The following is a 23,389-nucleotide window of genomic DNA, read 5'->3' on the forward strand; positions in this document are numbered from 1 at the left end:
ATTTGATTTTGTACAAAATCTATGCTATTACTTTTTCTCTGGTTTGGGAAGAAGTACCTTTCTTGATAAACGATACTTTCCTGTTTTCTTATCTACGTCTACTAACTTAACTCTTACCTGCTCTCCTACTTCCATTACTCCATCCATATTCTCCAGACGTTCCCATTTTATTTCAGAGATATGCAGCAAGCCGTCTTTTCCTGGCATAAACTCCACAAAAGCACCAAAAGGCATGATAGATTTAACCGTACCTTCGTAAATCTCACCTACAGTAGGTACTGCTACAATCGCTTTCACTCGTGATAAGGCTCTATTCATATCTTCTTCGTCAGAAGCAAAGATATTAACATGTCCTTTATCATCTATTTCTTCTATAACAATAGTAGTGTTAGTTTCTTTCTGAATCTCCTGTACTACTTTTCCACCAGGACCGATAAGAGCCCCAATCATATCACGCTCAATTTTGATAGATACTGAGCGAGGAGCGTTTGCTTTAAGATTTTCGTTAGGTTGAGAAATGGTTTTGTTCATTTCTTCCAGAATATGCATACGCCCACGGTTAGCTTGCTCTAAGGCCTCTTCCAGCACTTCAAAAGACAAACCATCAATTTTGATATCCATCTGGCAGGCAGTAATTCCTTTAGAAGTACCCGCTACTTTAAAGTCCATATCTCCCAGGTGGTCTTCATCCCCTAAAATATCAGAAAGAACCGCATATTTACCTGACTCAGGGTCTGTGATAAGTCCCATGGCAATACCAGAAACTGAGGCAGAAACAGGAATACCAGCATCCATCAGCGCAAGAGAACCTGCACATACAGTTGCCATAGAAGAAGAACCATTAGATTCTAGAATATCTGATACAACTCGTATGGTGTAAGGATTATCCTCATCTTTAGGTAAAACTTTCTTAAGAGCTCTGAAAGCAAGGTTACCATGGCCGATTTCACGGCGACCTGGTCCACGGTTTGGTCTTACCTCTCCGGTAGAGAAAGCAGGGAAGTTGTAGTGAAGGATAAATTTACTGCTTCCGGTGATCATAGCTCCATCTATCATCTGTTCATCCAGTTTAGTACCCAGCGTAACTGTAGTTAGCGACTGAGTTTCACCTCTGGTGAAGATGGCAGAGCCATGTGCTGTAGGCAAATAACCCACTTCTGATGAGATAGGCCGAACTTCATCTAACTGGCGTCCATCCAGTCTTTTCTTTTCGTCAAGCACCAGATTACGCGCTGCTTTTTTCTGAACTTCTCCGAAATATCGGCTTACCAGATCCAGATTAATTTCGTGTTCCTCAGGAAGGCTTTCAGTGTAGCTTTCTTTAATGGCGTTGAACTTCTCTCTACGCTCTTCTTTGCTAGCTATTCCTTCTGCATATACACTGTAGAATTGCTCGTAATATTTATCAAAGATTTCTTTTTTCAGCTCTTCATCATGAACCTCGTGCTCATACACACGCTTGTTAGGGTTCAGTTGGTCGGAAAGCTCCTGCTGAGCCTGACATTGAATTTTGATAGCTTCATGAGCTACTTTGATCGCCTCAAGCATTTCCTTCTCACTCACTTCATCCATTTCTCCCTCTACCATGATGATATTCTTGCTAGAACCGGCCACAATTAGGTCTAGCTCAGCTTCAGCTATTTGATCAACCTCAGGGTTTACAATATATGCTCCTTTATGCTGGATTACCCTTACTTCAGAAATGGGTTCAGCAAAAGGTATGTCGGATACCGCAATAGCCGCAGAAGCAGCGAAGGCGGCAAGCGCATCAGGCATTACTTTTTTATCAGCAGAGATAAGGCTAATGTTTACCTGCACCTCAGCATGGAAGTCACTAGGAAAAATAGGACGTAAAGCTCTGTCTACAAGGCGGCTTACCAGAATTTCGTGCTCTGAAAGTCTACCTTCGCGCTTTACAAATCCGCCGGGAATTCTACCCGCGGCGGCAAATTTTTCCTGATAATCAACAGACAAAGGAAGAAAATCTACTCCTTCACGAGCTTCTTTGTTAGCTACGACGGTAGCAAGCAGCATGGTATCGCCCATGCGAACTACTACGGCACCATCTGCCTGTCTTGCTAACTTGCCGGTTTCTATTGTAATAACCTTGCCGTCAGCGAGTGTAACTTCTTTCGTAATTGCGTTAGGATGCATATCTAAGATCTAATATTTCTAAAAGTAATTCCATCTAGTGAAGATGATAACTATTGTCGGGTGAAATAGTTGAGACTGATTGGTCAAACAGTACTCTAATCCACATAAGATAAGAAAAAAGGGAACGAATTGGAATGCAGAAGGGGAATCTACGTGGATTCCCCATGGTGTTATTTTCTTAAGTTCAAGTCCGCTAAAGTTGCTCTGTAGCGCTCAATGTCATTGTTCTGAAGATATTCTAATAATCTTCTTCTCTTACCTACTAACTTTAACAAGCCTAGACGAGAAGAGTGGTCTTTCTTGTTTGTTTTGAGGTGCTCCGTTAAGTGATTGATTCTGTGAGTAAAAAGAGCTATCTGAGACTCAGCAGAGCCGGTATCAGTCTTAGACTTAGCAATACCATGCTTTTCAAATATCTCTTGCTTTTTCTCGTTGGTTAAATACATGTTTATAATAGAGTATAGTTATTCAAAATTTGCACAAAGGTAGAGACTATAATGGATTTTTTCAAAATAGCCTGTAATTTAATGGAATTTTTTTTCTTACCCACAAACTCTCTTTTCATCGTATAAGTTCATGGCGAGCAAAATTACTTAAAAACGTCTTTTAAAGCTCAAACCGCGAATTTCCTTTTTAACAGACGCAACCTGTTCCCCAACTTATCCAGCCATATCTTATAAAAATCAGGTTCCAGTATTCTGGTATCTAAGCGTGCCTGTAGCATAAACAGTATACCAAAAGGCAACAATACCATATTAGGGAACCATACAGCAATCTCAGCATCCATCAAAAGGTCATCCGCCCATTTTCTACTCATTTCTGTCAGGACATAAAAAGCGATAAAAAAACAGATAGAAATAAGGACAGGAAACCCTAAGCCTCCCCTTTTAATAATAGCCCCTAAAGGTGCTCCAATCAGAAACATAATAATACAGGAAATTGCCTGAGCGATCTTCTTTCTGCTTTCGTACAGGTCTTTGTTTATATCCCGCTGAAGTTTTTGAATTTTAGAAGCATTAATCTGTAATGTATTATTAATGGTTTTGCTCTGGTTTAACGCTTTAGCGACTACGGAACTGTACTCAGTCTCAGAAAAAGAAGTATCCACCTTCTGAATCAGACTAGAGTCAACCTCTGCGGGTATATATTTTTCTTTGCTGTTCTGAGAGCTGCGCATTCTCTTCTGCCTTTGCTGCTGCTTTACCTGAGACACCAACCTGCTACGGGCAGAAGCTGTAACTGATGAGTTTTCACTCTGCTGACGTTCAATTGTCATTCTTAAACTATCATCAGTTATAGTATCGGTATCATAGATGGTTAAGCTGGTATCGCTAAGAGCAATCTCAAAAGCTTTACGCTCTATTTCTTGGGGCATGAGGGTATCGTAGCGAAGATGGTAGCTGTAAAAAGACGGAGAACTGGTAAAGGCCTGGTATTCTATAGCTAGCTTTTCATTGTTAAGAGAGTCTATAGCTTCTTCCAATTCGTTCATGGTCTTCATCCGACGGTGTTGGGCAAAGTACTCTTCTTTAGTTCTTTGGAGGTCAAAAGAGGCCAGACTAAACACCATAGTAGTTTCATCAAAACTATTACGGGTAAAGCGAGTATCGCCCCGTGCATTGCCACGTGTGCCCGGCATGTTTTCCTCAGAGTAGCGGTTACCATTGAACAGTTCCAGTTTAAGAAAGCGGTCATTATCTACCGTATACATCTTACCCGAATCCGCAATGATCACATTTTTGTTGCCCAGGCCATTACGATGATCATAGATAATTATCTCCTTCAGAGTTTCCCCATCAGGGTACTTCTTATTTACTTTAATTTCATACTGCGGTATCCCTCCGTAAAAAACGCCCTCACGTATATCCAGCGCTGGTTTTTTCTGCTTAATATCATAAAGTAGGCTATATGCTTTCAGGTTAGCTTTAGGCACTACATAATTGTTAGATAAAAAGGCTAGAAAAGAAATAAAGAGAACAAAAAAGAAAAGAGGCTTTACCGTACGGGTAAGAGAGATACCAGCACCTTTTATGGCAGTAAGCTCAAAATGCTCTCCTAAATTACCAAAGGTCATCAGGGAAGATAGTAAGACCGCCAGAGGCAATGCTACCGGTGTCATGTTAATGCTGAAGTACATGATAAGCTCAGCAAACACATCCATACCCAGGTCTTTTCCTACAAAATCGTCAAAGTACTTGAGCATGTACTGCGTAAGCAGTATAAACACCACCACTACAAAAGTAAGCAGAAATGGCCCTACAAAAGACGATATGATAAATTTATCAAGCTTTTTCATTCTAATCCCTAACGCAATAAGGACTGCAAATATTCATTTATTAGAAGATTTGGCAAAAAAAGATTGAAGATTTGTTCTTATAAAGACTAGCCGCCTACAATTTCTTTAAGGCTATCGGTCAGGTGTTGCCAGATTTCATGCAACTCATCGCTATCTTCAGAAGTGGCAGTATCGGTAATTCTCATGAAGACAGTACCGGTAAGTTCATTAGTATCAAGATCAATTTCTATGTAAGGCGGTAGTTCTAGGGGTGGCTCACCATTTGTTTCTATTCCATCCTCCAGAAACTCAAACTTAATGTACTTATTTTGTCTTTGGCTGGCAATTCGAGCTTTATGCTGTTCTTCATCCCAAAAGAAGACAAGCACTTTATCGTCGTTTACTATTACATCATCAGCAAACCATTGGGCTAAGCCACCGGGTGTGTTAAGGTAGGGGTAAAGCATTTTTTGTGATGCTTTAAATTCAAACTCAGCCGTATATTGCTTATCTTCCATATAGCGTATGGTTTTGGCTTACCTTGTGTAAACCGCCTTTCTGCAATGTAGGATTATTTTATTAGACCGACAACCAAAAATTATGGCCTAAAAAAATTTTTATTCGCCAGAAACTTGTTCTTAAAAAGTAAGTTCGTAATTTTGCAACTCATTTCGCACAAGAGGTGCTACAGATGATAAAAAATGGCGAGGTAGCTCAGATGGTTAGAGCGCAGGATTCATAACCCTGAGGTCACGGGTTCGACTCCCGTCTTCGCTACTTATGAACCGCTTATACAAATTGTATAAGCGGTTTTTTTATGCCCTTACTGTAGTTTTTATACTTAAGATATTAAACGTGGGCAGGCTACCAAGGTAAAATACCCGGGTCAGGAAATATTGAGGATTTGTTTAAGCTGGAGTGTGAGGGATTCTGGAGTTTAGCTCAGCTTTTTTTTGCTTCAGCAACCTATTTGTCTTTGCAACTTTTATTCTGTCATAAACTACCAATAGTGCAATGACCAGAAAAAAAGCAAACCAGATGCATGTAATTAAAGTTGATAGTGACATCTATATGCGGTAAGAAGCCTCTTTTAATATACGTAATTACTACGTAATATCACAATTAAATGTTGATATAGTTACACAAAATAATGGATATTATTTCTCTTTTGGTAGACTTTTTTGAGATTTTATTTTTAAGAGATTCTGATGAATGAAAATTTTTATCTGCATTAAATCACTCAGATAACTCATAATGCACATATTATTGTCTTTTATCAGACTTTTTTACTCTGCTTATTGTCCTTATCTTTTCGTAAAACTATACCTATGACAGCATTGAAAGTTCAATTCAAAAATAAAGAAGGCCTGCAGTTGGCAGCACGACTGGAAAAACCTGCGAATAATACCCCTAAAGCTTATGCCATCTTTGCTCATTGTTTTACATGTAGTAAAAACCTTACAGCAATTGCTAACATAAGCAGAGCACTTACCCAGGTCGGATATGCTGTACTCAGGTTTGATTTTGCTGGTTTAGGAGAAAGTGAGGGTGACTTTGCAGATACCAACTTTACCTCTAATGTAAGCGACCTGGAAGCCGCCGCAGACTATCTGACGAAAGAGTACGAAGCACCCAAGCTGTTGATAGGTCACTCTTTAGGAGGAACTGCAGTATTGGTTGCCAGCCTAAATATTAAATCCGCAGAAGCAGTCGTTACCATTGGCTCTCCGGCAGAGCCCCAGCATGTAACACACTTACTAACCACTGATATTGATGAGATTGAAAAAGAAGGGAAAGCTGAAGTAAATATCGGAGGAAGATCATTTATGATCAAAAAGCAATTTTTGGATGACCTGGAGCAGGTACACAAACATCATAGAATTGAAGAAATTAAAAGACCACTTCTGATACTACACTCCCCAATTGATAATGTAGTATCCATTGATAATGCAGCGGATATTTATAAACAGGCTTTTCACCCCAAGTCATTTGTTTCACTAGACCAGGCGGATCACTTACTTAGCAATAAGGAAGATTCTATGTATGTAGGAAATATAATAGCCTCTTGGGTAAGTCGTTACATTAAAACTCAGGACGTTACGCCTCTCAAAACTGACAAACATCTGGTAACTCGCACTAAAGATAGTTTTACTACTGAAATTATGACCGAGCAGCACTCTTTAATCGCAGATGAACCTCAGGATGCAGGAGGAACTGACCTTGGCCCCTCCCCTTACGAACTATTAGCCGCTAGCCTGGGAGCCTGTACTGGTATGACATTAAGGATGTATGCGGACCATAAAAAATGGCCTCTACAAGAAGTTAGGGTTCATTTAAAGCACGAAAAAATTCATGCAGAGGATTGTAAAGAGTGTGAGGAGGACGCAAAAAAGATTGATCACATAGAAAGGATCATTGAAATTGAGGGAGATTTGGATCAAAAACAAAAAGAAAGACTACTGGAAATAGCGAATAAATGTCCGGTACATAAGACACTAAACTCTCCGACCAAAATCATCACAGAGTTGAGAGAAGCATAGTTCTCTCAACTTTTTCTTCTGCCTTTTCTGCCATTCCGTCCTTTGTTACGGCTTTTGCCATTTCTTCCATTATTTGGATTGTAAGTTGGCGTTTCCCCCATATGTTCAGGCAGCTTAGCTTTAGTGATTTCTTCACCAATGAGAGTCTCTATTTGTCCGAAAGAACGTTGTTCTTTTGGTCCAATAAAAGTGAATGCAGCTCCTTTTTTATCTGCACGAGCGGTTCTACCTACCCGGTGCACATAATCTTCCGCATCATTAGGAACATCGTAGTTAATTACCAATTCTATACCGTCTACATCTATACCACGAGAGAGTATATCAGTAGCTACCAGCACTTGTAACTGCTTATTTCTAAAACGTCTCATAATGTCTTCCCGCTCGCTCTGGTCAAGGTCAGAGTGGATAGCGGCAATATCATAATCCAGCTTATCCAGCGCTTTGCTAATCTCTTTTACCGTAACTTTGCGTGCACAAAACACAATAAGAGAGCCTACTTTTTTAGCTTTTAGTAAGTGCTCAAGCAAAGGTAATTTCTGATCGTCAAACAAGACGAAGGCAGCCTGCAATATCCCTTTAGCTGTTTTGGAAACTGCAATATTTATCTCCAGAGGTTCTTCCTGAATATTTTTAGCCAATTGCCTGATTTTAGGAGGCATAGTAGCAGAAAATAGCAGGGTCTGTTTTTTCTTTGGCAGATAGCTGCTTATTCTCATAATATCGTCAAAGAAGCCCATATCCAGCATACGATCAGCCTCATCCAATATGAAATGACGCAGGTTATCCAGATTAACATAGCCCAGATTAAGATGAGACATAAGTTTGCCGGGAGTCGCGACAATAATATTTGTACCTTTTTTGAGTGCAGACTTCTGACGATCAAAAGTTGCTCCATCACTCCCTCCATAAATAGTAATTGAACTAATAGAAGTGAAGTACGAAAAACCTTCCAGCTGCTGGTCTATCTGAACGGCAAGCTCACGAGTAGGCACAATAATCAGCGTACTGATATTTTCGTTCCTGTTTTTTACTAAATCATTGAGGGTTGGAAGTAGATAAGCAGCAGTTTTTCCCGTTCCGGTCTGTGCGCATGCTATTACATCTTTGCCTTCTAGTATGGAGGGTATGGCTTGTTCCTGAACCGGAGTAGGTTGCTCAAATCCCATCGCGCTTATACCTTCCTGAAGTTGTTCTTGAAAGTTGAAATCTTTAAACGTCAAATTATCTGTAGAATTAATGTGGTTATCTTTTAGCTTTTGCACTGTAGCAAATATATAAAAAAAAATACGGCTATTTCCGCTATTCAAAAGCGAAACAACCGTACTTTGTTTAAGAGTTTTATTATTTAAGCACTAATCGTGCTTATATCATTTCTCTTTCCTGAGCTAATTTTAAAAGTTTACCAATTACAACTTCAGTCGGAGTCTCTCTTTGGGGATCGTCCTGAATTACCTGTATAAAATCATCTACAAACTCCTGCTTTAGTCCTAGAGTAGTTGCAAATCGCTTACAGATTTCTATTTCTCTATCGTGTACCTCCCCATCTATCAGCATCATACAAACTAAATGATGAAGGTGATCAAAGCGCTCACGATCATTGGTAGGAGGATCGTACTGAAAAGCTTCAGGGTTATCCTTAATATTTTTTACTTCTTCTTCTGTAATGTTATAACGCTGAGCCATAGAAAGCAGATAATCTACTTCCAGCCCATCAAAAGAACCATCAGAAGCCGCTACTGCAAGGAGATTGCTAAGGTGGGCTTTGGCTCTCTTTTTCTTTTTGCCTGTCAGAAGTTCTAGGATACTCATTGAATGATATTTATTAAGTATATAACTATTTCAATTATAAATATAGCATAATTTATATAAATGCAATTATTTATATAACTATTCTATAGATGTAGTGAGTAATGAATTGCTCTTTATACGAAGAATGACAGGTGTGCTATCTTTCTCCTCACCCCTCTCTTTACAATACTTATATCTTATAGCGTATTTTACACTAAGCAAATACTGATAAAGACAAAAGAACGCCTTTTTGTTGAAGAGGTGAATACATAAATACTTAGGTTTCTTACGTAGGAATGATAATAGGTCAGTTGGAACAATAATATTATTCAGCATATCTCAGCAGAGATTATCCCCCTCTATGATAAAATGCTGCAAATTTGCAAAGAGATGACTATACCAACTTTTATAAAGGCTATTTTTTCACGAACTTTGAACGTTGAACTGTGACTAGAGTTTAGTAATAGGATGCATACACATTTTATATTACTTTTATCCATAAACTACTGATTTAATCGCCAGATAAGGCTATGTGTGTTTATCTCTTGCTCTCAGACACACAATTATTAAAAGAGGACACTTATGTTTGATAGTTTAAGTACGAGATTAGACAGGGCGTTTAAAACCCTGAAAGGACAAGGAAGCATTACCGAAGTAAACGTTGCGACTACTGTAAAAGAAATTCGCCGCGCTCTGATAGATGCGGATGTTAACTTCAAAGTTGCCAAAGAAGTAACAGACTCTATAAAAGAGAAGGCGCTTGGTCGTAAAGTGCTTATTTCTGTTTCTCCAGGCCAGCTCCTGACCAAAATTGTTGAAGAGGAGCTTACCGAGCTTATGGGAGGTACGCAGAGCAGTATCAACACTAAGGGAGATCCAGCTATAATCCTGATTTCTGGTTTGCAGGGTTCAGGTAAAACCACATTTTCCGGAAAGTTAGCCAGCTACCTTAAGAAACAGAACCGTGAAGTACTCCTGACAGCCTGTGATGTTTATCGCCCGGCTGCAATTGACCAGCTCAAAGTATTGGGAGAACAAATAGGTGTTGATGTCTATGCTGATAAGGAAAATAAAAATCCCTTGGAAATAGCTCAGCAAGCCTTAGCCTATGCCAAGCAGAACAATAAAAAAGTAGTAATAGTGGATACTGCGGGTCGTCTGGCCATAGATGAGGCCATGATGGACGAAATATCCGCGCTTAAAGAATCATTAAATCCTGCCGAAACACTTTTCGTTGTAGACTCTATGACAGGGCAGGATGCTGTGAATACAGCAAGAGCATTTGATGAGCGAATAAACTTTGATGGTGTCGTTTTAACTAAATTAGATGGTGATACTCGTGGTGGAGCAGCACTTTCTATTAAAAAGGTAGTTGAAAAGCCTATCAAATTTGTTAGTAATGGTGAGAAAATGGATGCTATTGACATTTTCTACCCAGATCGTATGGCACGCCGTATCTTGGATATGGGTGATGTTACTACGCTGGTAGAAAAGGCTCAACAGGCATTTGATGAAGAAGAAGCAGAGAGGCTAAACAAAAAGATTAGAAAAAATCAGTTTGATTTTGATGACTTTCTTTCTCAGCTACAGCAGATCAAAAAAATGGGTAACATTAAAGACCTTTTAGGGCTGCTCCCTGGCATGAACAAAGCTTTAAAGAATATTGATATTGACGACAACTCTTTTAAGCCTATAGAAGCTATCATTCGCTCTATGACTCCTGAAGAACGAGGAACTCCTAACCTGATTAATGGCAGCAGGAAAAAAAGAATTGCTACAGGAAGCGGCACTTCTGTACAGGAGGTAAACAACTTACTTAAACAGTTTGAGGAGATGAGAAAGATGATGAAGAAAATGAACAAGATGGGCAACAAAAAGGGATTGGCCAATATCAATCCTTTCGCATAAAATCATACTACTTATAAAAGCAAAAGAGCAGCTTTCGCTGCTCTTTTTTTATGTTCTCTTAGATATACATCACATCTTTACAAGCCTGAATGGTTTTCTTGGCATTAGGAAGAATTTGCTCTATTAGGGTAGGTGCGTATGGAAGTGGTACATCCCAATTGTTGATTCTTCTTATCGGGGCATCCAGATAATCAAAAGCGTGACGCTGGATATGGTAAGTAATTTCTGAAGAAATAGCACCTAAAGGCCAAGCCTCTTCCACAATTACCAGTCTGTTAGTTTTCTTTACAGAGTCTACTACTGTTTGGTAGTCTATAGGACGAATAGTTCTAAGATCTATAACCTCTGCAGATACGTTATCTTTAGCTAGTTCATCAGCTGCCTCAAGCGCAACTTTCATCATCTTGCCAAAAGAGACGATAGTAACATCAGAACCTTCACGAGTGACTTCTGCTTCTCCAATGGGTAATAGAAACTCATTATCTTCAGGAACGTCGCCTTTATCTCCGTACATTAGCTCTGATTCCATAAATATGACAGGGTCATTGTCACGAACAGAAGCTTTTAGGAGACCTTTAGCCTGCTTAGGGGTACTAGGCACTACTACCTTTAGGCCGGGAGTATTTGCGTACCAGTTATCAAAGTTTTGAGAGTGCTGAGAGCTTAGCTGACCTGCGTTTCCAGTCGGTCCGCGAAATACGATAGGCACTGGTAGCTGGCCTCCAGACATAGACATCATTTTGGCTGCGCCATTGATGATCTGGTCAATAGCTACCAAAGAGAAGTTGAAGGTCATAAATTCAATGATAGGTCTAAGTCCATTCATTGCAGCTCCGATACCAATACCGGTAAAACCTAGCTCTGCAATAGGGGTATCTATGACACGATCGGGACCAAACTCATCCAGCATTCCCTGGCTGGCTTTGTATGCTCCGTTGTATTCTGCCACTTCTTCACCCATCAGGAATACATTTTTATCCCTGCGCATTTCTTCTGACATGGCCTCTTGTACGGCCTCTCTGAATTGTATTTCTCTCATGCTTTATCCTAAGTTGTATGAAGGGCCTAAATTAGTACAACAAGCACTAATTAACAAAATAAGAACGGCTTGCTGAACGCATTAATAAGAAAAAAGCCTTCCTTAGGCAGGAAGGCTTTATAAAACCATCACCAAATCTTAAACCTGAATTATTGAAGTGCTTCTTTAAACTGAGCAGACTCGCTGTAATTACTAAATTCAAGATCTGATACAGCTCTTTCGCGAAGCTCAGAATCAGCGCTAGCAGCATTACCTAATGCTTCGTATATTGCGCTTTCATTCTGTAGTCTGGCATTAGCAACGGCGATACCGTAGCTAGCTACACCAAGTTCACTATCCATATTAAGAGCTTCTTCGAAGCTTGTGATCGCGTTTTCGTAGTTACCAGCAAGAACCTGAGCAAGACCTAGGTTAAATAGGTTAACTGCGGTTTCAGAAGCGTTAGATAGTGTAGAAACTGCCTGATCGTACTCAGCAAGCATTATTTCTACAGCACCTTTTACACCGTTAATAGCAGCAGAACCACCTTGAGTGCTTGCCTGCATGCTGCTTGCTTTAGAAGCTTCGTCTCTTGCTTTCTCTTTGTTACCCTGAAGAGCGTAAATAATTGCAAGGTTAGCGTGAGCCTCAGCGTTGTCGTTCATACGAGCAGCAGTTTCAAGCTGAGTTTGAGCCTGACCTAAGTAGTCTTCCATTTGAGAGCTGCTAGCTTCCATAGCCTGCTGTAAATAAACAGCACCTAAGTTGTTATGAGCAACCCAGCTATTATGTAGTTCAATAGCTTTTTCGTAGATCGCAGCTTTCTCATCAAGAGAAGGAGTTAAAGTTGCTCCGTAAAGTAGTTCCTGCTCAGAAAGAGTATCAGACTTTACAGAACCTTCAGAAACCTGCTTAGATAGCACAGAGATTTGAGACTCAGTTTTCTTTTCTTTAACAGTAAGTACTTCAGTTTTAGCAGCTCTTAAGTCAGGATAAACTTCTCTAAATACTTTGTTGTAAGTAGAAAGTTTATGCATTTCGTCTTCTTTCTCTTCAAAAGATCCAGATCCATCAATGATGTTGTAGTACTCCTGCTTTTCAGACTGAGAGATACCATCGTATTCCTGAAGAGCTTCTCTTAAGCCACTCCAGTCTTCTACTACAGGCTTAAGGATAAAGTTAATTTCATCAGCAGCGTCAGAGTAGTCGTAACGATCCATTTGAGTTTTGTAGTACTCTTCTATACGAGAAGCACGATCTTGAGAAAGGTTTTCGTTCACTCTTTCAGATCCTTCAGGAGAGTGAGTACCAGTAATAGTTACTGAACGGGTTACGTTTTTCTCAGCAATGAAGTTTCTGAATCTCTCACCGCGATCACTACGTACCTCAGAAGGTCTTAAGTAAGAGCTACCCTGAGCGAAGTAGAAGTTAACGTAAGTAGGCTCCAACTCTTCACCAGTGTTGTATCCATGATCTGCATAAAGAACTCCGTCAACACCAGAAGGCACCTGCACTAACTGTGAAGTAGTGATAAGTCCTTCTGCTACCTGCATCATAGGAGTTTCGGCAGTCTTACCAGAATTAGGGTCAGAAGCTACACCTTGCACAAAAAGGTAACCATCATCCATTGACTCACCATCGTAGTCAAAAGTGAATGACTCAGATTTTTTTGGCTGTTGTTCAGCACCATTAGGGAAGTCTTCGGCACGAAATTCAACGCTTCCTACTTCCACGCTGTCGTCGCCATACTTATAGAAAGTGTTCAGTGTATATACTTTCTCTTTTTTCAGCATCTTCACTGGAAGAGTAGCTGACATATCGAAAGCAACCTGATCACCGTGTACTTCTAAAGGAGAGGGCTCTACAGTTAATTCCTGATCTTCAGCCATCTTAACCATCTTTTTAAGGGAATTACACCCCGAAAAAGCGACCAAGCCAAGAAGTATAAAAGTAAACAGTAAATTTTTCACTTGATTCATAATTTAAAAGTTTGGTTAGTTGGTGATGCGAAATTATTAGGTTATTACCAATATTACAATTTTGGCGAAAAAATAGTTATTTTTGATAAGAGTTGAACAAAGGGATATCATTTTTGTTTTATTTCCAATGCACGAATATGAGAAAGTTACAATATTTCTTTGAAGAACAAGCTTTTGGTGTTTGCACCCGTTTAGGTGAAATTTTACATATTTCTACCTCAAGTATTCGCTTGTTTTTTATCTATGCATCGTTTCTCACCTTTGGTTCTCCCCTATTTGTCTATTTAGGTCTTGCCTTTATCATGAACCTCAGAAGACATCTTAGAAAGCAGTATAATCAAATCCGAAGTTAAAACTTAAGCTGACTAAAGCGTTTGTTTCCTTTTAAGTAACGCTCAGACACTATTAAACCCGAAAAAATCGTACCAAGCTTATGCTCCGTTCGCCATTGACGAACTATATTTCTTCTCTGCTGCCAGCGGCGCAAGTTAGTAAGAAAATGCAGATTACCCAGCATTACCGCTTTTGCATCTTTGTATTTGCCATTTAACAAAAAGCTAAGTGCTGCCACAGTATCAATTAGCAGTTTGGAAAGTACTTTAGTCCACAGACTGGAAGCCGGAGCGTTTTTGTAGAGCATTCCCGTGCTGTTTCTAAAGTTTAGATAGGTTTTTTTAGGATTAGTTACCGGCATGGTGCCTCCTCCTACATGATAAACTGTACTTCCCGGATGAAAAAAGACCTTATAGCCGGAAGCATTTATTCGCCAGCATAGATCTATCTCCTCCATATGCGCGTGAAAAATAGCATCAAAGCCGCCTAGTTGATTGTAGATAGCTGTACGAGCAAAAAAGCAGGCACCGCTTGCCCAAAACACCTGCCTGATATCATCATACTGACCTTTGTCTTTTTCCAGCTTATCCAGAATTCTTCCCCGACAGAATGGGTAGGCAATACTATCTATAAAACCGCCAGCAGCACCGGCGTGCTCAAAGGTATCTTTATTATGGAAAGCCCTGATTTTTGGTTGACAAGCGGCAATCTGTTCGTCGGTTTCCATGAACTCAATTATTGGGTCAATCCAGTTCTCGGTTACCTCTACATCAGAGTTAAGTAGTATGCTATACTTATTGTCTATTCGTTTGAGAGCTTCATCGTACCCTTTAGCAAAGCCATAGTTCTGCTCAAAAGCCATGATCTCTACTTCGGGATACTGGGCTCTCAAAAAATCTAGGGAGCTATCTGTAGATCCGTTGTCGGCTACAATAATACGATGCCCGCGGCTGTATTTTTGAACCGAGGGCATAAACTGTTGCAGAAAGTGTAGGCCGTTGTAATTTAAAATAATAACTGCTGCCTGTTCCATTAGGCCATATTTCCAAAGTCAAAGCCAGGAATATTAGGCATAAAACCTTCGGTAGATTTTTTCATTTCTTCTTTAGCTTTAGCATCTACCTCGGTTAGCGCTTTGTTTACAGCAGCTACTACCAAGTCCTGAATAATTTCTTTGTCTTCAGGTTTTATGATATCACTATCTATTTCAATGTCAATTACCTGTTTTTTGCCATTGACGGTAGCTTTTACCATACCCGCACCGGCTTCGGCTGAGGCAGTAATATCTTCCAGCTTGTCTTGAGCTTCTTTCATTTTCTCCTGCACCTCTTTTACCTTCTCCATCATTTTATTCATATCAAACATAGTACTGTCATTTAAAGGTGAATGATTATTGGCATAAATATAGAACAATTCAACGTAATACTACGCCTGCTTGTTTTTAGGGGCGCCCACTGATTAGGGTAAATTTGCCTGACTTGCTAAATGAATTGCCTAACTGGTCTACTACTTCCAGCACAAAAAGGTAAGTACCCTGAGGGGCATCAGCATTCTGGTAAGTTCCATCCCAACCTTTGCCGACAGTTTGTGTAGAAAAAATCAACTCTCCCCAGCGGTTAAACACCTGAAACCGCACCGATTCTAAAAGATCTGCTTTGTAGACAAACTCATCGTTAAGGCCATCTCCATTTGGGCTAAAAGCATTAGGAAAAAAAACGCGAGCCTGCCGAGGTATCAGCACGCAAGCCTCCTCGCTAAGCTCTGATTCAACGCCACACAGGTCTCGGTAGCTTAACTGATAGCAATAGGTTGTTTCTACCGCCAGTTCTCGTGGATCGGTGTAGTTTAGTGTACTGACTGAATCATACAGGACTGCCTCTTCATCATCTACTGAGCGGTAGATATAGTACTGCTCAGCCTCCGCTACGGCAACCCAGTTTAGAGATGCACTGGTAGATTGAAGACTGATGCTAAGCCCGGCAGGCCCTTCAGGTACTTCAGTTGAGATGGCAGCAACCTGAAGTTGGTTAGAAAGGCTAATAGCACCATTGCTTTCGGCTGATACCTGATAGCTATAACTTTGCTGACAGTTTACCTCTGTATCAGTATAGTTAGTACTACTTTGTTCGCTAAGCAGGGAATTGTCTTTTAGTAAGCGGTAGGTAGAATAGCCTGAACTGTACCAGTTCAGCTCATTCTGAAGATGTGCAGGGGTAACTTCCAGGCCAATGCTGCAAACCACATTGGACTCTTGGTTAAAAGATTCATCACAACGGTTAACGGCAACTATCCTAAAGCAGTAGTAATTTTCTGAGGTACTGATATTAGCATTCGTCCAGTTATAAGTACTGCTGCTGTTGTCAAGCTCTACTGCATCCAGATCGTAAGTTCCTCTACCGTTCTCGTCCACTTCTAACCGATAAGCGACATTGGGGTTTGCCAGATTATAGGCTAATTGTATTTCCTGCTCGCCCACTACTTCAACCTGAGAAATATTAGCAATATCCAGATCCAGAATAGTAGTGATGGTAGTATCGGATTGAGCGCAGTTAAAGGCAGCATTTGTAAACCTACCTTCTGCACTAATAGTGTAAGCCCCTGCGCTGGCGTACTGATAAGTTAAAAAGCCCTGGCTGGTACTTACTGATTGTGTATTGCCATCGCCAAATTCAATATAGAGCTGCTCGTAGTAAAACTCTTCGCTAAAATCTATATACACACTGTTGTTAATGCAGTTATATACATTAAAACGAGGTTCTAGTGGCTCCATCACTTCTACACGAAGCGTATCAATTACATCCTGTTGGTTACCTAATACTTGCAATACGAGGTAACTGCCTGGCTCAGTATATGTGTATTCCGCTGTCTGGGGAGAGGCATCAGGGTCAACTTCTACTGACCCCTGATCTCCGTTCCAGTCAAAATTCCAGGCAATGGGAGGCATGGGTGAAGCCACAAAAGTATTGGTAGCAGTAATGGTAAGGGGCGCACAGCCTTTAATTACATCTACTTCAAAGCGATTTTTAGGACTACTGACCTGCCCAAATGCTTCGGGTAGAAAACTGCAAAAGAGCAGGAAAGCACATAGTAATTTACAAATACGCAATGCAGTGTTAGTTGGCTTCGTTTTGTGTCATACAACGCTAAAGTCTCAATTTCATTGCTTCAGGCGCTCAATAATTTGTGTTATATCAAGTTCTTCCTGCTCCCCAGTCTTCAAATTTTTGAGGCCATAAGCTTGTTTTTGCACCTCATCGGAGCCAATTACAATTGTATAGGGTATTCCCTTTTTATCAGCATAAGCGAACTGTTTTTTCAGCTTAACCCGATCTGGATAAATTTCTGCACTGATACCAGCTGAGCGTACCTGACTTAATAGGGAAAGTGCATGCTTTTCTGTTTCATCATCAAAAGCAATAAATAGCACCTGAGTAGCCGCCAGATTTTCTTTCGGAAAAAGGTCCAGCCCTTCCATAACATCATAGATACGATCTACCCCAAAGGAGATGCCTACTCCCGACATACCAGGCATACCAAATACACCCGTCAGATTATCGTAACGTCCTCCTCCACTGATGCTGCTACTGATAACAGCATTGTTAGCTTTTACTTCAAAAATAGCCCCGGTGTAATACGAAAGGCCTCGGGCAAGGGTGATGTCAAAGTCCAGAGTAGCCGCTTCTGAGCCCATCAATTGTACTCTTTGTATCACTTCTTCAATTTCTGCTACTCCCTGTAGTCCTTCTTCTGACTGAGACAGAAGATTTTTTACTGTTTGAAGCTTCTCCCGATTGCTACCCGATAAGGTAAAAACAGGTAGCAGACTTTCTATCGCCTCTTTACTAAAACCTCTTTCTTCAAGCTCTGCCAATACCTTCTCCTGACCTATTTTATCCAGCTTATCAATAGCTACCAGCAAATCACTCTCTTTACCTTCAGCACCTACCGTTTCTACCAGTCCGCTAAGAATTTTTCTGTTGTTAATTTTGATGCTGATATCTACTACTCCCAAAGCCTGAAAAACCTCTTCTATCATCAGTACTATTTCTGCTTCGCAGGTTAAGGAGTCTGTACCCACTACATCTGCATCGCATTGGTAAAACTCACGATACCTACCTTTTTGTGGACGGTCTGCACGCCAAACCGGCTGTATCTGGAAGCGGCGGAAAGGAAAGGTGATTTCGTTCTGGTTCATAACCACATAGCGGGCAAAAGGCACCGTAAGGTCATAACGAAGCCCTTTTTCAGCAATTTTGGGCAAAAGGTTCGCTGCCCCCTTATCATAGTCGGTAGTACGTGTTTTGGACAAAAAATCTCCAGAATTAAGGATTTTAAAAAGCAACTGATCCCCCTCGTCTCCATATTTACCAGTCAGTACAGACAGGTTTTCCATGCTGGGGGTTTCCAGCTGCTGATAACCATATCGGCGATATACTTCTCGTATATGATTAAGAATATAATTACGCTTGGCCATCTCGGCCGGTCCAAAATCTCGGGTTCCTTTAGGAATGCTAGGCTTTTGCTTACTCATTAATTATTGATGATTTCTCCGGATCAGGATTAAAGTCTTTAAAAGTATCCTGAATATTTTTGTCAGTTGGTTTTTTAGGGTTTTCCCAGGTAGCATCCAGCTCCAGGGTGGTTACGTCTTTCAGACTTATCAGTACGATAAGCTTCTTCAAGTCTTCGTTAAATCCACCACTTCTACGACTGTTGGAGAGAGCGTACTTTCCGGCAAATACGTTACCCTGAGTTTCCAAATCGTTCAGCTTCTGGGTAATATAACTTAACTTCTCAAACACGCTGCTGGGGTCTTTACCAATCACATTGCTGGCCTCCAGACTACCTATGGTCATAGATGTAGTTCCTCCTACCCCACTCACATATTTCTGGGTATCCTGATTGTCGCTCAGTACTACAGGTGAAAGACCGGTAATGGCTCCCAAAGATGCAGTAGTTACAGCACGATGCTTTTTGGTCTTTTTCGCCTTCTTGTACTCCTTTTGTAGCTCTTTCTGTTTGTCTTTCAGCTGCTCCATCAGGTTCCATATTCGTATCAAGCCAGTGCGGTATTGATTATACAGCAGCCTGTCTTTTTCTTCCAGGTTCTCGGCATCTTCTACCGTTACTCTTACTGTTCTCTGCGCGCGCTGGTTAGTACGGTCTACCACAAAGAAAGTGATCTCATACGTATCTTTCATTCCAGGTTCTAAAAAGAAGTCATATCCCGGACTCCAGATAAACTCCCACTGGGTCATATCATTTTTGATCATGGAGCTGCGCGGTATGCGATTAGTTTCAGCCACAAAATCAAAGCTCATAATATCCTGGTCCCCATTGGGGTCAGAGAGGTAAAATTTAAGGTTTAGCGCTTCATCTTCACGAATGCTAAATTCATCCTGATTGGGCACCATAGAAATAGCCGGCGGATGATCCTGCTGGGTAACCGCAATCTTTACTTTTCCTTTTTTCTGAGCTTTATAAGGTTGGTCTTCCACTATAAACTCCAGCTGAATAGGCTCTTTTTGCAGACGGGTGTACTGCCCGTAAGAGGGCTTCCAGCTAAGCTCTCCCTGTCCGGAAAGTGACATACCCTGAGGCATTTGAGCGAGAATAGGCTTAAAGACAAGAGGGTCATTATCCGGGTCTGAAATGGCGTTTCCTGTATTGAGCTGGTATACATTCTGCACATTGTACTGCACATAAAAAGTCTTGAGATCAGAAATTTCAGGCGGACGGTTAGTATGGTAAACGACAAGGTCTACCTGCTGACGATCACTTTGCCCCGAAGAGTTATTTACTTCAAAAATCACCTGTACTGTCTGGGTTTCTTCCAGGCGGTCTACCAGATCATAAGAAGGAGTCCAGTAGAAATTGCCCTGCTCATCAAAGATAATGCCCATGTCTTGCTGAGCACCCTGGATCATATTAAAGGTGTACTGTTTGTCTTTGCCTCCGCTGGCACTTAACTGAAAGGTTAGCGTATTACCTTCGCTTACCACATTCCAGCCCCTTTTATTGGGTAGTAGTAATTTAAGATCTGGCGCTTTGGCTACTGGCTTTTCCGGCTTAAGGTCCGCTGCCACCTCCAGCTCCCCCGGAATCTTATCGCCATAGACTTTATCTTCGGCCATAAACTCTACCGTAATTGGGTTCTTCTGTAGAGATTCCAATTGCTCCGCACTAGGCTTCCAACTAAACACGCCCTCTTTACTAAGAGTCATACCCTCAGGCTTAGTACCAGAAACTATGCTGAAGTCAAATTCACCTTCTTTGACGGTAAGCTTATAGGTATTTTGCTGGGTAGAGGTGATATAAAATGGTTTAATATTGAAAAAAGAGGGTAAACGAGCCTGGTTTTTTACTACAAACTCTACCTGCCGAGTAGTTACCTGCCCTCCTTCATTGGTTACTTCAAAAAGCACAGGAAATGTTTTTTTGCGTTGGCTGGGCGTAACCAGATCATACTCTGGTTTCCAGCGGAAAAAGCCATCCTCGTTTAGCTGAAAGTTGAGCGAGGTTTCGCTGGTAGCAGAGAAGCGATAATTTCCGCTAAGCCCACCGCTGGCACTTAGCTTAAATTCTAAAGTCTCTCCTTCGTCTATCTCATTCCACTTCTGCCCCTCCGGAAACTCTATAGAAATTTCTCCTTCTTCCTGCGCCTGCAGGTTAGCAAAAGAAAAAACAAGTAGTATAAAAACTATTAAAAAATGTCTATCCATACCCTTAGAATATTTTACTCTGTAGATTTGTTCAGAGAACAAAAACAAGTAGTAATTAAATGCAAATATTGCACACAAATATGATAAAAAACTAATTCTGTCTGTCCTGATATTATATTTTCATGATGCTACACCTCCCCAACGAAAAGCCTGTAGCGTTATTTCTAATATTAGACTTTTGGAAGGCTTCAAATTTGATGCAAAAATGATTAGCATTACAACCAGGTAGATAATTTTAGTGTCCTGACAACAAGCATTACTAGTTAACAGCCTATTTTGCCCCTCCTATTTATGAAAAAACTACTCCTGTTAGTGTCATTTGTTTGCATAGCTCAGCTAACTTTTTCTCAAAAATATACACTTAGTGGCTACATCCGTGATGCCCAGAGTGGCGAGAGCCTGATTGGTGCCAACGTACTAGATGCCAAAAGTCTGGCAGGTACCAGCAGCAACACTTATGGTTTTTATAGTATTACACTGCCTGCTGACTCTATCACTTTGGTATACTCATTTGTGGGCTACCAGTCTGAGGCGCTTGAGCTAAAGCTTACGCAAGATACAATAATTAATATAGAACTCCGTGAGAGTAGCCTGTTGGATGAGATAGTAGTAACAGCGCCGCTTAGCGAGAAAATACAGGAAAGCACTCAAATGAGTGCTATTTCTGTACCTATAGCACAGATCAAAGGTTTGCCCGCCCTGCTGGGTGAAGTTGATGTACTTAAGACACTACAGCTTTTGCCCGGTGTACAGTCTGGCAACGAAGGCACCAGCGGTATTTATGTACGAGGTGGTGGTCCCGACCAGAACCTGATATTGCTGGATGGGGTACCTGTCTACAATGCTTCTCATCTTTTTGGCTTCTTTTCGGTATTCAATGCCGATGCTATCAATAATGTGCAGCTGATCAAAGGAGGCTTCCCTGCCCGCTATGGTGGACGCTTATCTTCGGTTATAGATATTTCTATGAAAGAAGGAAATATGAAGGAGTTTCATGGAGAAGGCTCTATCGGAATTGTAGCCTCTAAACTCACTTTGGAAGGCCCCATCAAAACTGATAAGACATCCTTTATTATTTCTGGAAGGCGCACGTATATAGACCTCCTGGCCAGGCCTCTAATTAAAGCACAAACTGATGGTGACGAGGTGGTAGGCTATTATTTTTACGATGTAAATGCGAAGCTAAACCATCGCTTCTCTGACCGAGATCGCCTTTTCCTGAGCGCCTACCTTGGTGATGACCGCTTTTATGGTCGCTACAAATATGAAGATGAGCAACAGGGAGTAACCCTAACCGACGAGAATGAGGCAGGCCTACGCTGGGGTAATATTACCTCTGCCCTACGCTGGAACCACAGCTTTACGCCAAAGCTATTTAGCAATACTACACTCACTTATAGCCGTTACCGCTTTGATATTTCTGATGAGTACCGTTACGAATATCTACAAAACGACCAGCCCGGCAAGTTAGTAGATCAGGGGCTGGCGCGCTACCTTTCAGGTATAGAAGATTATGCTGCTAAAATAGATTTTGACTACATTCCTTCCCCTCAGCATTACGTTCGCTTTGGTGCCAATGCCATACGCCACCATTTCAGGCCCGGTGCCCTGAATCTAAAATTTGAGGATAGCTATCAGGAAGATGAAATAGATACCCTCATTGGCTCACAAACTACCAAGGCGGTGGAGTTGGCAGCCTATATAGAAGATGATGTAGAGCTTGGCACCCGTCTGAAATTTAACCTGGGTTTGCACCTCTCTGGATTTAAGGTAGGTGATGAATTTTATAGCTCATTACAGCCACGCCTCGCAGCCCGATATCTCATTGATGAGCAAACATCTGTGAAAGCTTCTTACGTACGCATGGCACAGTTTATTCACCTACTTACCAATTCAGGGATTGGCTTACCTACAGACTTATGGGTGCCTGCTACCGAAAATGTGCGTCCTCAACGTGCCCAGCAATTTGCCTTAGGCGTAGCCCGAAATCTTAGTGGCGGTTATGAACTGAGCCTGGAAGGATATTACAAAAATATGTACAACCTGATTGAATACCGTGAGGGTGCTAGCTTTATTGAAGTGAATAAAGACTGGCAAACTAAAGTAGCTGTAGGTGATGGCCGTAGCTATGGAGCGGAGGTTCTACTACAGAAAAAAGAAGGCAGAACTACCGGGTGGTTAGGCTATACCCTCTCCTGGACCGACCGCCAGTTTGATGAACTCAACTTTGGTAAGCGCTTCCCTTATAAATACGACCGCCGACATGACCTGAGCCTGGCGGTAGTATACAACTGGAAAGAGAATATAGACTTATCATTCACCTGGGTATATGGTAGTGGCAATGCCATTACTTTACCCAATGCCAAATACTTGGGATATAGCAGAGACAGTTATTTAGATAGCCCTCCCTACCAAACTATTAACCATTATGGAGAACGCAACAGTTATAGAATGAGGGCTTATCACCGACTGGATGCCAGCATTACTTTCAAGAAAGAGACCCGCTGGGGAGAAAGATCATGGGTTTTTGGTGTTTACAATGCCTATAGCAGAAAAAATCCTTTTTACATCTATCTGGCTAATGTGGACTACGATTCTCAGTATGGTGAGTTTAGGCAGGTTAGCCTGTTCCCAATTATTCCATCATTTAGTTATCGCTTTAAATTTTAAAG

At 41.1% G+C, this 23,389-nt stretch carries 17 protein-coding genes and 1 tRNA gene; 5 read left to right on the forward strand and 13 right to left on the reverse strand.

Translation table 11 applies throughout. The features are described 5' to 3' along the window. Nucleotides 1-27: 27 nt before the first annotated feature. The 4 genes from pnp to PZB74_RS22460 form a co-directional block, all read right to left on the reverse strand. Nucleotides 28-2,154 carry a polyribonucleotide nucleotidyltransferase gene (gene pnp, locus PZB74_RS22445; protein ID WP_302239674.1) on the reverse strand — a complete coding sequence of 709 codons (2,127 nt, stop codon included), beginning with the start codon at nucleotides 2,152-2,154 and terminating at the stop codon, nucleotides 28-30. Nucleotides 2,155-2,324: 170 nt separating this feature from the next. Continuing rightward, nucleotides 2,325-2,600 (reverse strand): 30S ribosomal protein S15, encoded by a 276-nt coding sequence (rpsO, locus tag PZB74_RS22450; protein WP_302239675.1) that lies wholly within the window; start codon nucleotides 2,598-2,600, stop codon nucleotides 2,325-2,327. Nucleotides 2,601-2,767: 167 nt separating this feature from the next. Further along, complete coding sequence (locus tag PZB74_RS22455) at nucleotides 2,768-4,450, reverse strand: LptF/LptG family permease (RefSeq protein ID WP_302239676.1); 1,683 nt, start codon at nucleotides 4,448-4,450, stop codon at nucleotides 2,768-2,770. 86 nt (nucleotides 4,451-4,536) lie between these two features. Next, nucleotides 4,537-4,947 (reverse strand): START-like domain-containing protein, encoded by a 411-nt coding sequence (locus PZB74_RS22460; protein ID WP_302239677.1) that lies wholly within the window; start codon nucleotides 4,945-4,947, stop codon nucleotides 4,537-4,539. A 185-nt stretch (nucleotides 4,948-5,132) separates the two neighbouring features. Between PZB74_RS22460 and PZB74_RS22465 the strand changes: the two genes are divergently transcribed. Both PZB74_RS22465 and PZB74_RS22470 read left to right on the forward strand, forming a co-directional pair. Next, nucleotides 5,133-5,206, forward strand: a tRNA-Met gene (locus PZB74_RS22465). 551 nt (nucleotides 5,207-5,757) lie between these two features. Continuing rightward, the gene (locus PZB74_RS22470) at nucleotides 5,758-6,969 is read left to right on the forward strand and encodes a bifunctional alpha/beta hydrolase/OsmC family protein (protein ID WP_302239678.1); all 1,212 of its coding nucleotides are present in this window, start codon (nucleotides 5,758-5,760) and stop codon (nucleotides 6,967-6,969) included. A gap of 5 nt (nucleotides 6,970-6,974) precedes the next feature. Here the strand turns inward: PZB74_RS22470 and PZB74_RS22475 are convergent, their stop codons facing one another. Then, complete coding sequence (locus PZB74_RS22475; protein ID WP_302239679.1) at nucleotides 6,975-8,231, reverse strand: DEAD/DEAH box helicase; 1,257 nt, start codon at nucleotides 8,229-8,231, stop codon at nucleotides 6,975-6,977. A gap of 100 nt (nucleotides 8,232-8,331) precedes the next feature. Next, on the reverse strand, nucleotides 8,332-8,778 hold the full coding sequence (locus PZB74_RS22480; RefSeq protein ID WP_302239681.1) for a hypothetical protein: 447 nt from the start codon (nucleotides 8,776-8,778) through the stop codon (nucleotides 8,332-8,334). Between the two features lie 561 nt (nucleotides 8,779-9,339). Between PZB74_RS22480 and ffh the strand changes: the two genes are divergently transcribed. Further along, complete coding sequence (gene ffh / locus PZB74_RS22485; protein WP_302239683.1) at nucleotides 9,340-10,665, forward strand: signal recognition particle protein; 1,326 nt, start codon at nucleotides 9,340-9,342, stop codon at nucleotides 10,663-10,665. A gap of 58 nt (nucleotides 10,666-10,723) precedes the next feature. On the opposite strand, the gene PZB74_RS22490 is transcribed toward ffh, so the two are convergent. Both PZB74_RS22490 and PZB74_RS22495 read right to left on the reverse strand, forming a co-directional pair. Next, nucleotides 10,724-11,704 (reverse strand): pyruvate dehydrogenase complex E1 component subunit beta, encoded by a 981-nt coding sequence (locus PZB74_RS22490; protein WP_302239685.1) that lies wholly within the window; start codon nucleotides 11,702-11,704, stop codon nucleotides 10,724-10,726. Nucleotides 11,705-11,853: 149 nt separating this feature from the next. Then, a complete protein-coding gene (locus PZB74_RS22495; RefSeq protein WP_302239688.1) occupies nucleotides 11,854-13,662 on the reverse strand; it encodes a hypothetical protein in 1,809 nt (602 codons plus the stop codon). 137 nt (nucleotides 13,663-13,799) lie between these two features. On the opposite strand from PZB74_RS22495, the gene PZB74_RS22500 reads away from it, so the two are divergent. Then, nucleotides 13,800-14,015: a PspC domain-containing protein gene (locus PZB74_RS22500; protein WP_302239691.1), complete on the forward strand. Its 216-nt coding sequence runs from the start codon at nucleotides 13,800-13,802 to the stop codon at nucleotides 14,013-14,015. Here PZB74_RS22500 and PZB74_RS22505 read toward each other — a convergent pair. The 5 genes from PZB74_RS22505 to PZB74_RS22525 all read right to left on the reverse strand — a co-directional run bounded on the left by PZB74_RS22505 (nucleotide 14,012) and on the right by PZB74_RS22525 (nucleotide 20,717). Beyond that, nucleotides 14,012-15,028: a glycosyltransferase family 2 protein gene (locus tag PZB74_RS22505; RefSeq protein ID WP_302239694.1), complete on the reverse strand. Its 1,017-nt coding sequence runs from the start codon at nucleotides 15,026-15,028 to the stop codon at nucleotides 14,012-14,014. The genes PZB74_RS22500 and PZB74_RS22505 overlap by 4 nt on opposite strands. Further along, nucleotides 15,028-15,360 (reverse strand): YbaB/EbfC family nucleoid-associated protein, encoded by a 333-nt coding sequence (locus PZB74_RS22510; protein WP_302239697.1) that lies wholly within the window; start codon nucleotides 15,358-15,360, stop codon nucleotides 15,028-15,030. The genes PZB74_RS22505 and PZB74_RS22510 overlap by 1 nt, the downstream gene beginning before the upstream one ends. A gap of 76 nt (nucleotides 15,361-15,436) precedes the next feature. After that, nucleotides 15,437-17,101, reverse strand: coding sequence for a T9SS type B sorting domain-containing protein (locus tag PZB74_RS22515; RefSeq protein ID WP_302239700.1), 1,665 nt, complete (start codon nucleotides 17,099-17,101; stop codon nucleotides 15,437-15,439). Nucleotides 17,102-17,152: 51 nt separating this feature from the next. Continuing rightward, complete coding sequence (gene hisS, locus PZB74_RS22520) at nucleotides 17,153-18,526, reverse strand: histidine--tRNA ligase (RefSeq protein WP_302239702.1); 1,374 nt, start codon at nucleotides 18,524-18,526, stop codon at nucleotides 17,153-17,155. Continuing rightward, entirely contained in the window at nucleotides 18,519-20,717 is a 2,199-nt protein-coding gene (locus tag PZB74_RS22525; RefSeq protein WP_302239703.1) for a hypothetical protein, read from the reverse strand. Before PZB74_RS22525 ends, hisS begins: the two co-directional genes overlap by 8 nt. 291 nt (nucleotides 20,718-21,008) lie before the next feature. Here PZB74_RS22525 and PZB74_RS22530 point away from each other — a divergent pair, with 291 nt between their 5' ends. After that, nucleotides 21,009-23,387 carry a TonB-dependent receptor gene (locus PZB74_RS22530; protein ID WP_302239705.1) on the forward strand — a complete coding sequence of 793 codons (2,379 nt, stop codon included), beginning with the start codon at nucleotides 21,009-21,011 and terminating at the stop codon, nucleotides 23,385-23,387. The last annotated feature ends 2 nt before the right edge of the window (nucleotides 23,388-23,389 follow it).

Origin of the sequence: Porifericola rhodea (assembly GCF_030506305.1) — a bacterium.
Taxonomy (GTDB): Bacteria; Bacteroidota; Bacteroidia; order Cytophagales; family Cyclobacteriaceae; genus Catalinimonas; species Catalinimonas rhodea.

Coding starts and splice junctions, on each gene's coding strand:
- PZB74_RS22510 (WP_302239697.1), bottom strand. CDS start 15,360: ATGTTTGATATGAATAAAATGATGGAGAAGGTAAAAGAGGTGCAGGAG.
- PZB74_RS22525 (WP_302239703.1), bottom strand. CDS start 20,717: ATGGATAGACATTTTTTAATAGTTTTTATACTACTTGTTTTTTCTTTT.
- PZB74_RS22495 (WP_302239688.1), bottom strand. CDS start 13,662: ATGAATCAAGTGAAAAATTTACTGTTTACTTTTATACTTCTTGGCTTG.
- PZB74_RS22490 (WP_302239685.1), bottom strand. CDS start 11,704: ATGAGAGAAATACAATTCAGAGAGGCCGTACAAGAGGCCATGTCAGAA.
- pnp (WP_302239674.1), bottom strand. CDS start 2,154: ATGCATCCTAACGCAATTACGAAAGAAGTTACACTCGCTGACGGCAAG.
- rpsO (WP_302239675.1), bottom strand. CDS start 2,600: ATGTATTTAACCAACGAGAAAAAGCAAGAGATATTTGAAAAGCATGGT.
- PZB74_RS22530 (WP_302239705.1), top strand. CDS start 21,009: ATGAAAAAACTACTCCTGTTAGTGTCATTTGTTTGCATAGCTCAGCTA.
- hisS (WP_302239702.1), bottom strand. CDS start 18,526: ATGAGTAAGCAAAAGCCTAGCATTCCTAAAGGAACCCGAGATTTTGGA.
- PZB74_RS22455 (WP_302239676.1), bottom strand. CDS start 4,450: ATGAAAAAGCTTGATAAATTTATCATATCGTCTTTTGTAGGGCCATTT.
- PZB74_RS22470 (WP_302239678.1), top strand. CDS start 5,758: ATGACAGCATTGAAAGTTCAATTCAAAAATAAAGAAGGCCTGCAGTTG.
- PZB74_RS22500 (WP_302239691.1), top strand. CDS start 13,800: ATGAGAAAGTTACAATATTTCTTTGAAGAACAAGCTTTTGGTGTTTGC.
- PZB74_RS22505 (WP_302239694.1), bottom strand. CDS start 15,028: ATGGAACAGGCAGCAGTTATTATTTTAAATTACAACGGCCTACACTTT.
- PZB74_RS22460 (WP_302239677.1), bottom strand. CDS start 4,947: ATGGAAGATAAGCAATATACGGCTGAGTTTGAATTTAAAGCATCACAA.
- ffh (WP_302239683.1), top strand. CDS start 9,340: ATGTTTGATAGTTTAAGTACGAGATTAGACAGGGCGTTTAAAACCCTG.
- PZB74_RS22480 (WP_302239681.1), bottom strand. CDS start 8,778: ATGAGTATCCTAGAACTTCTGACAGGCAAAAAGAAAAAGAGAGCCAAA.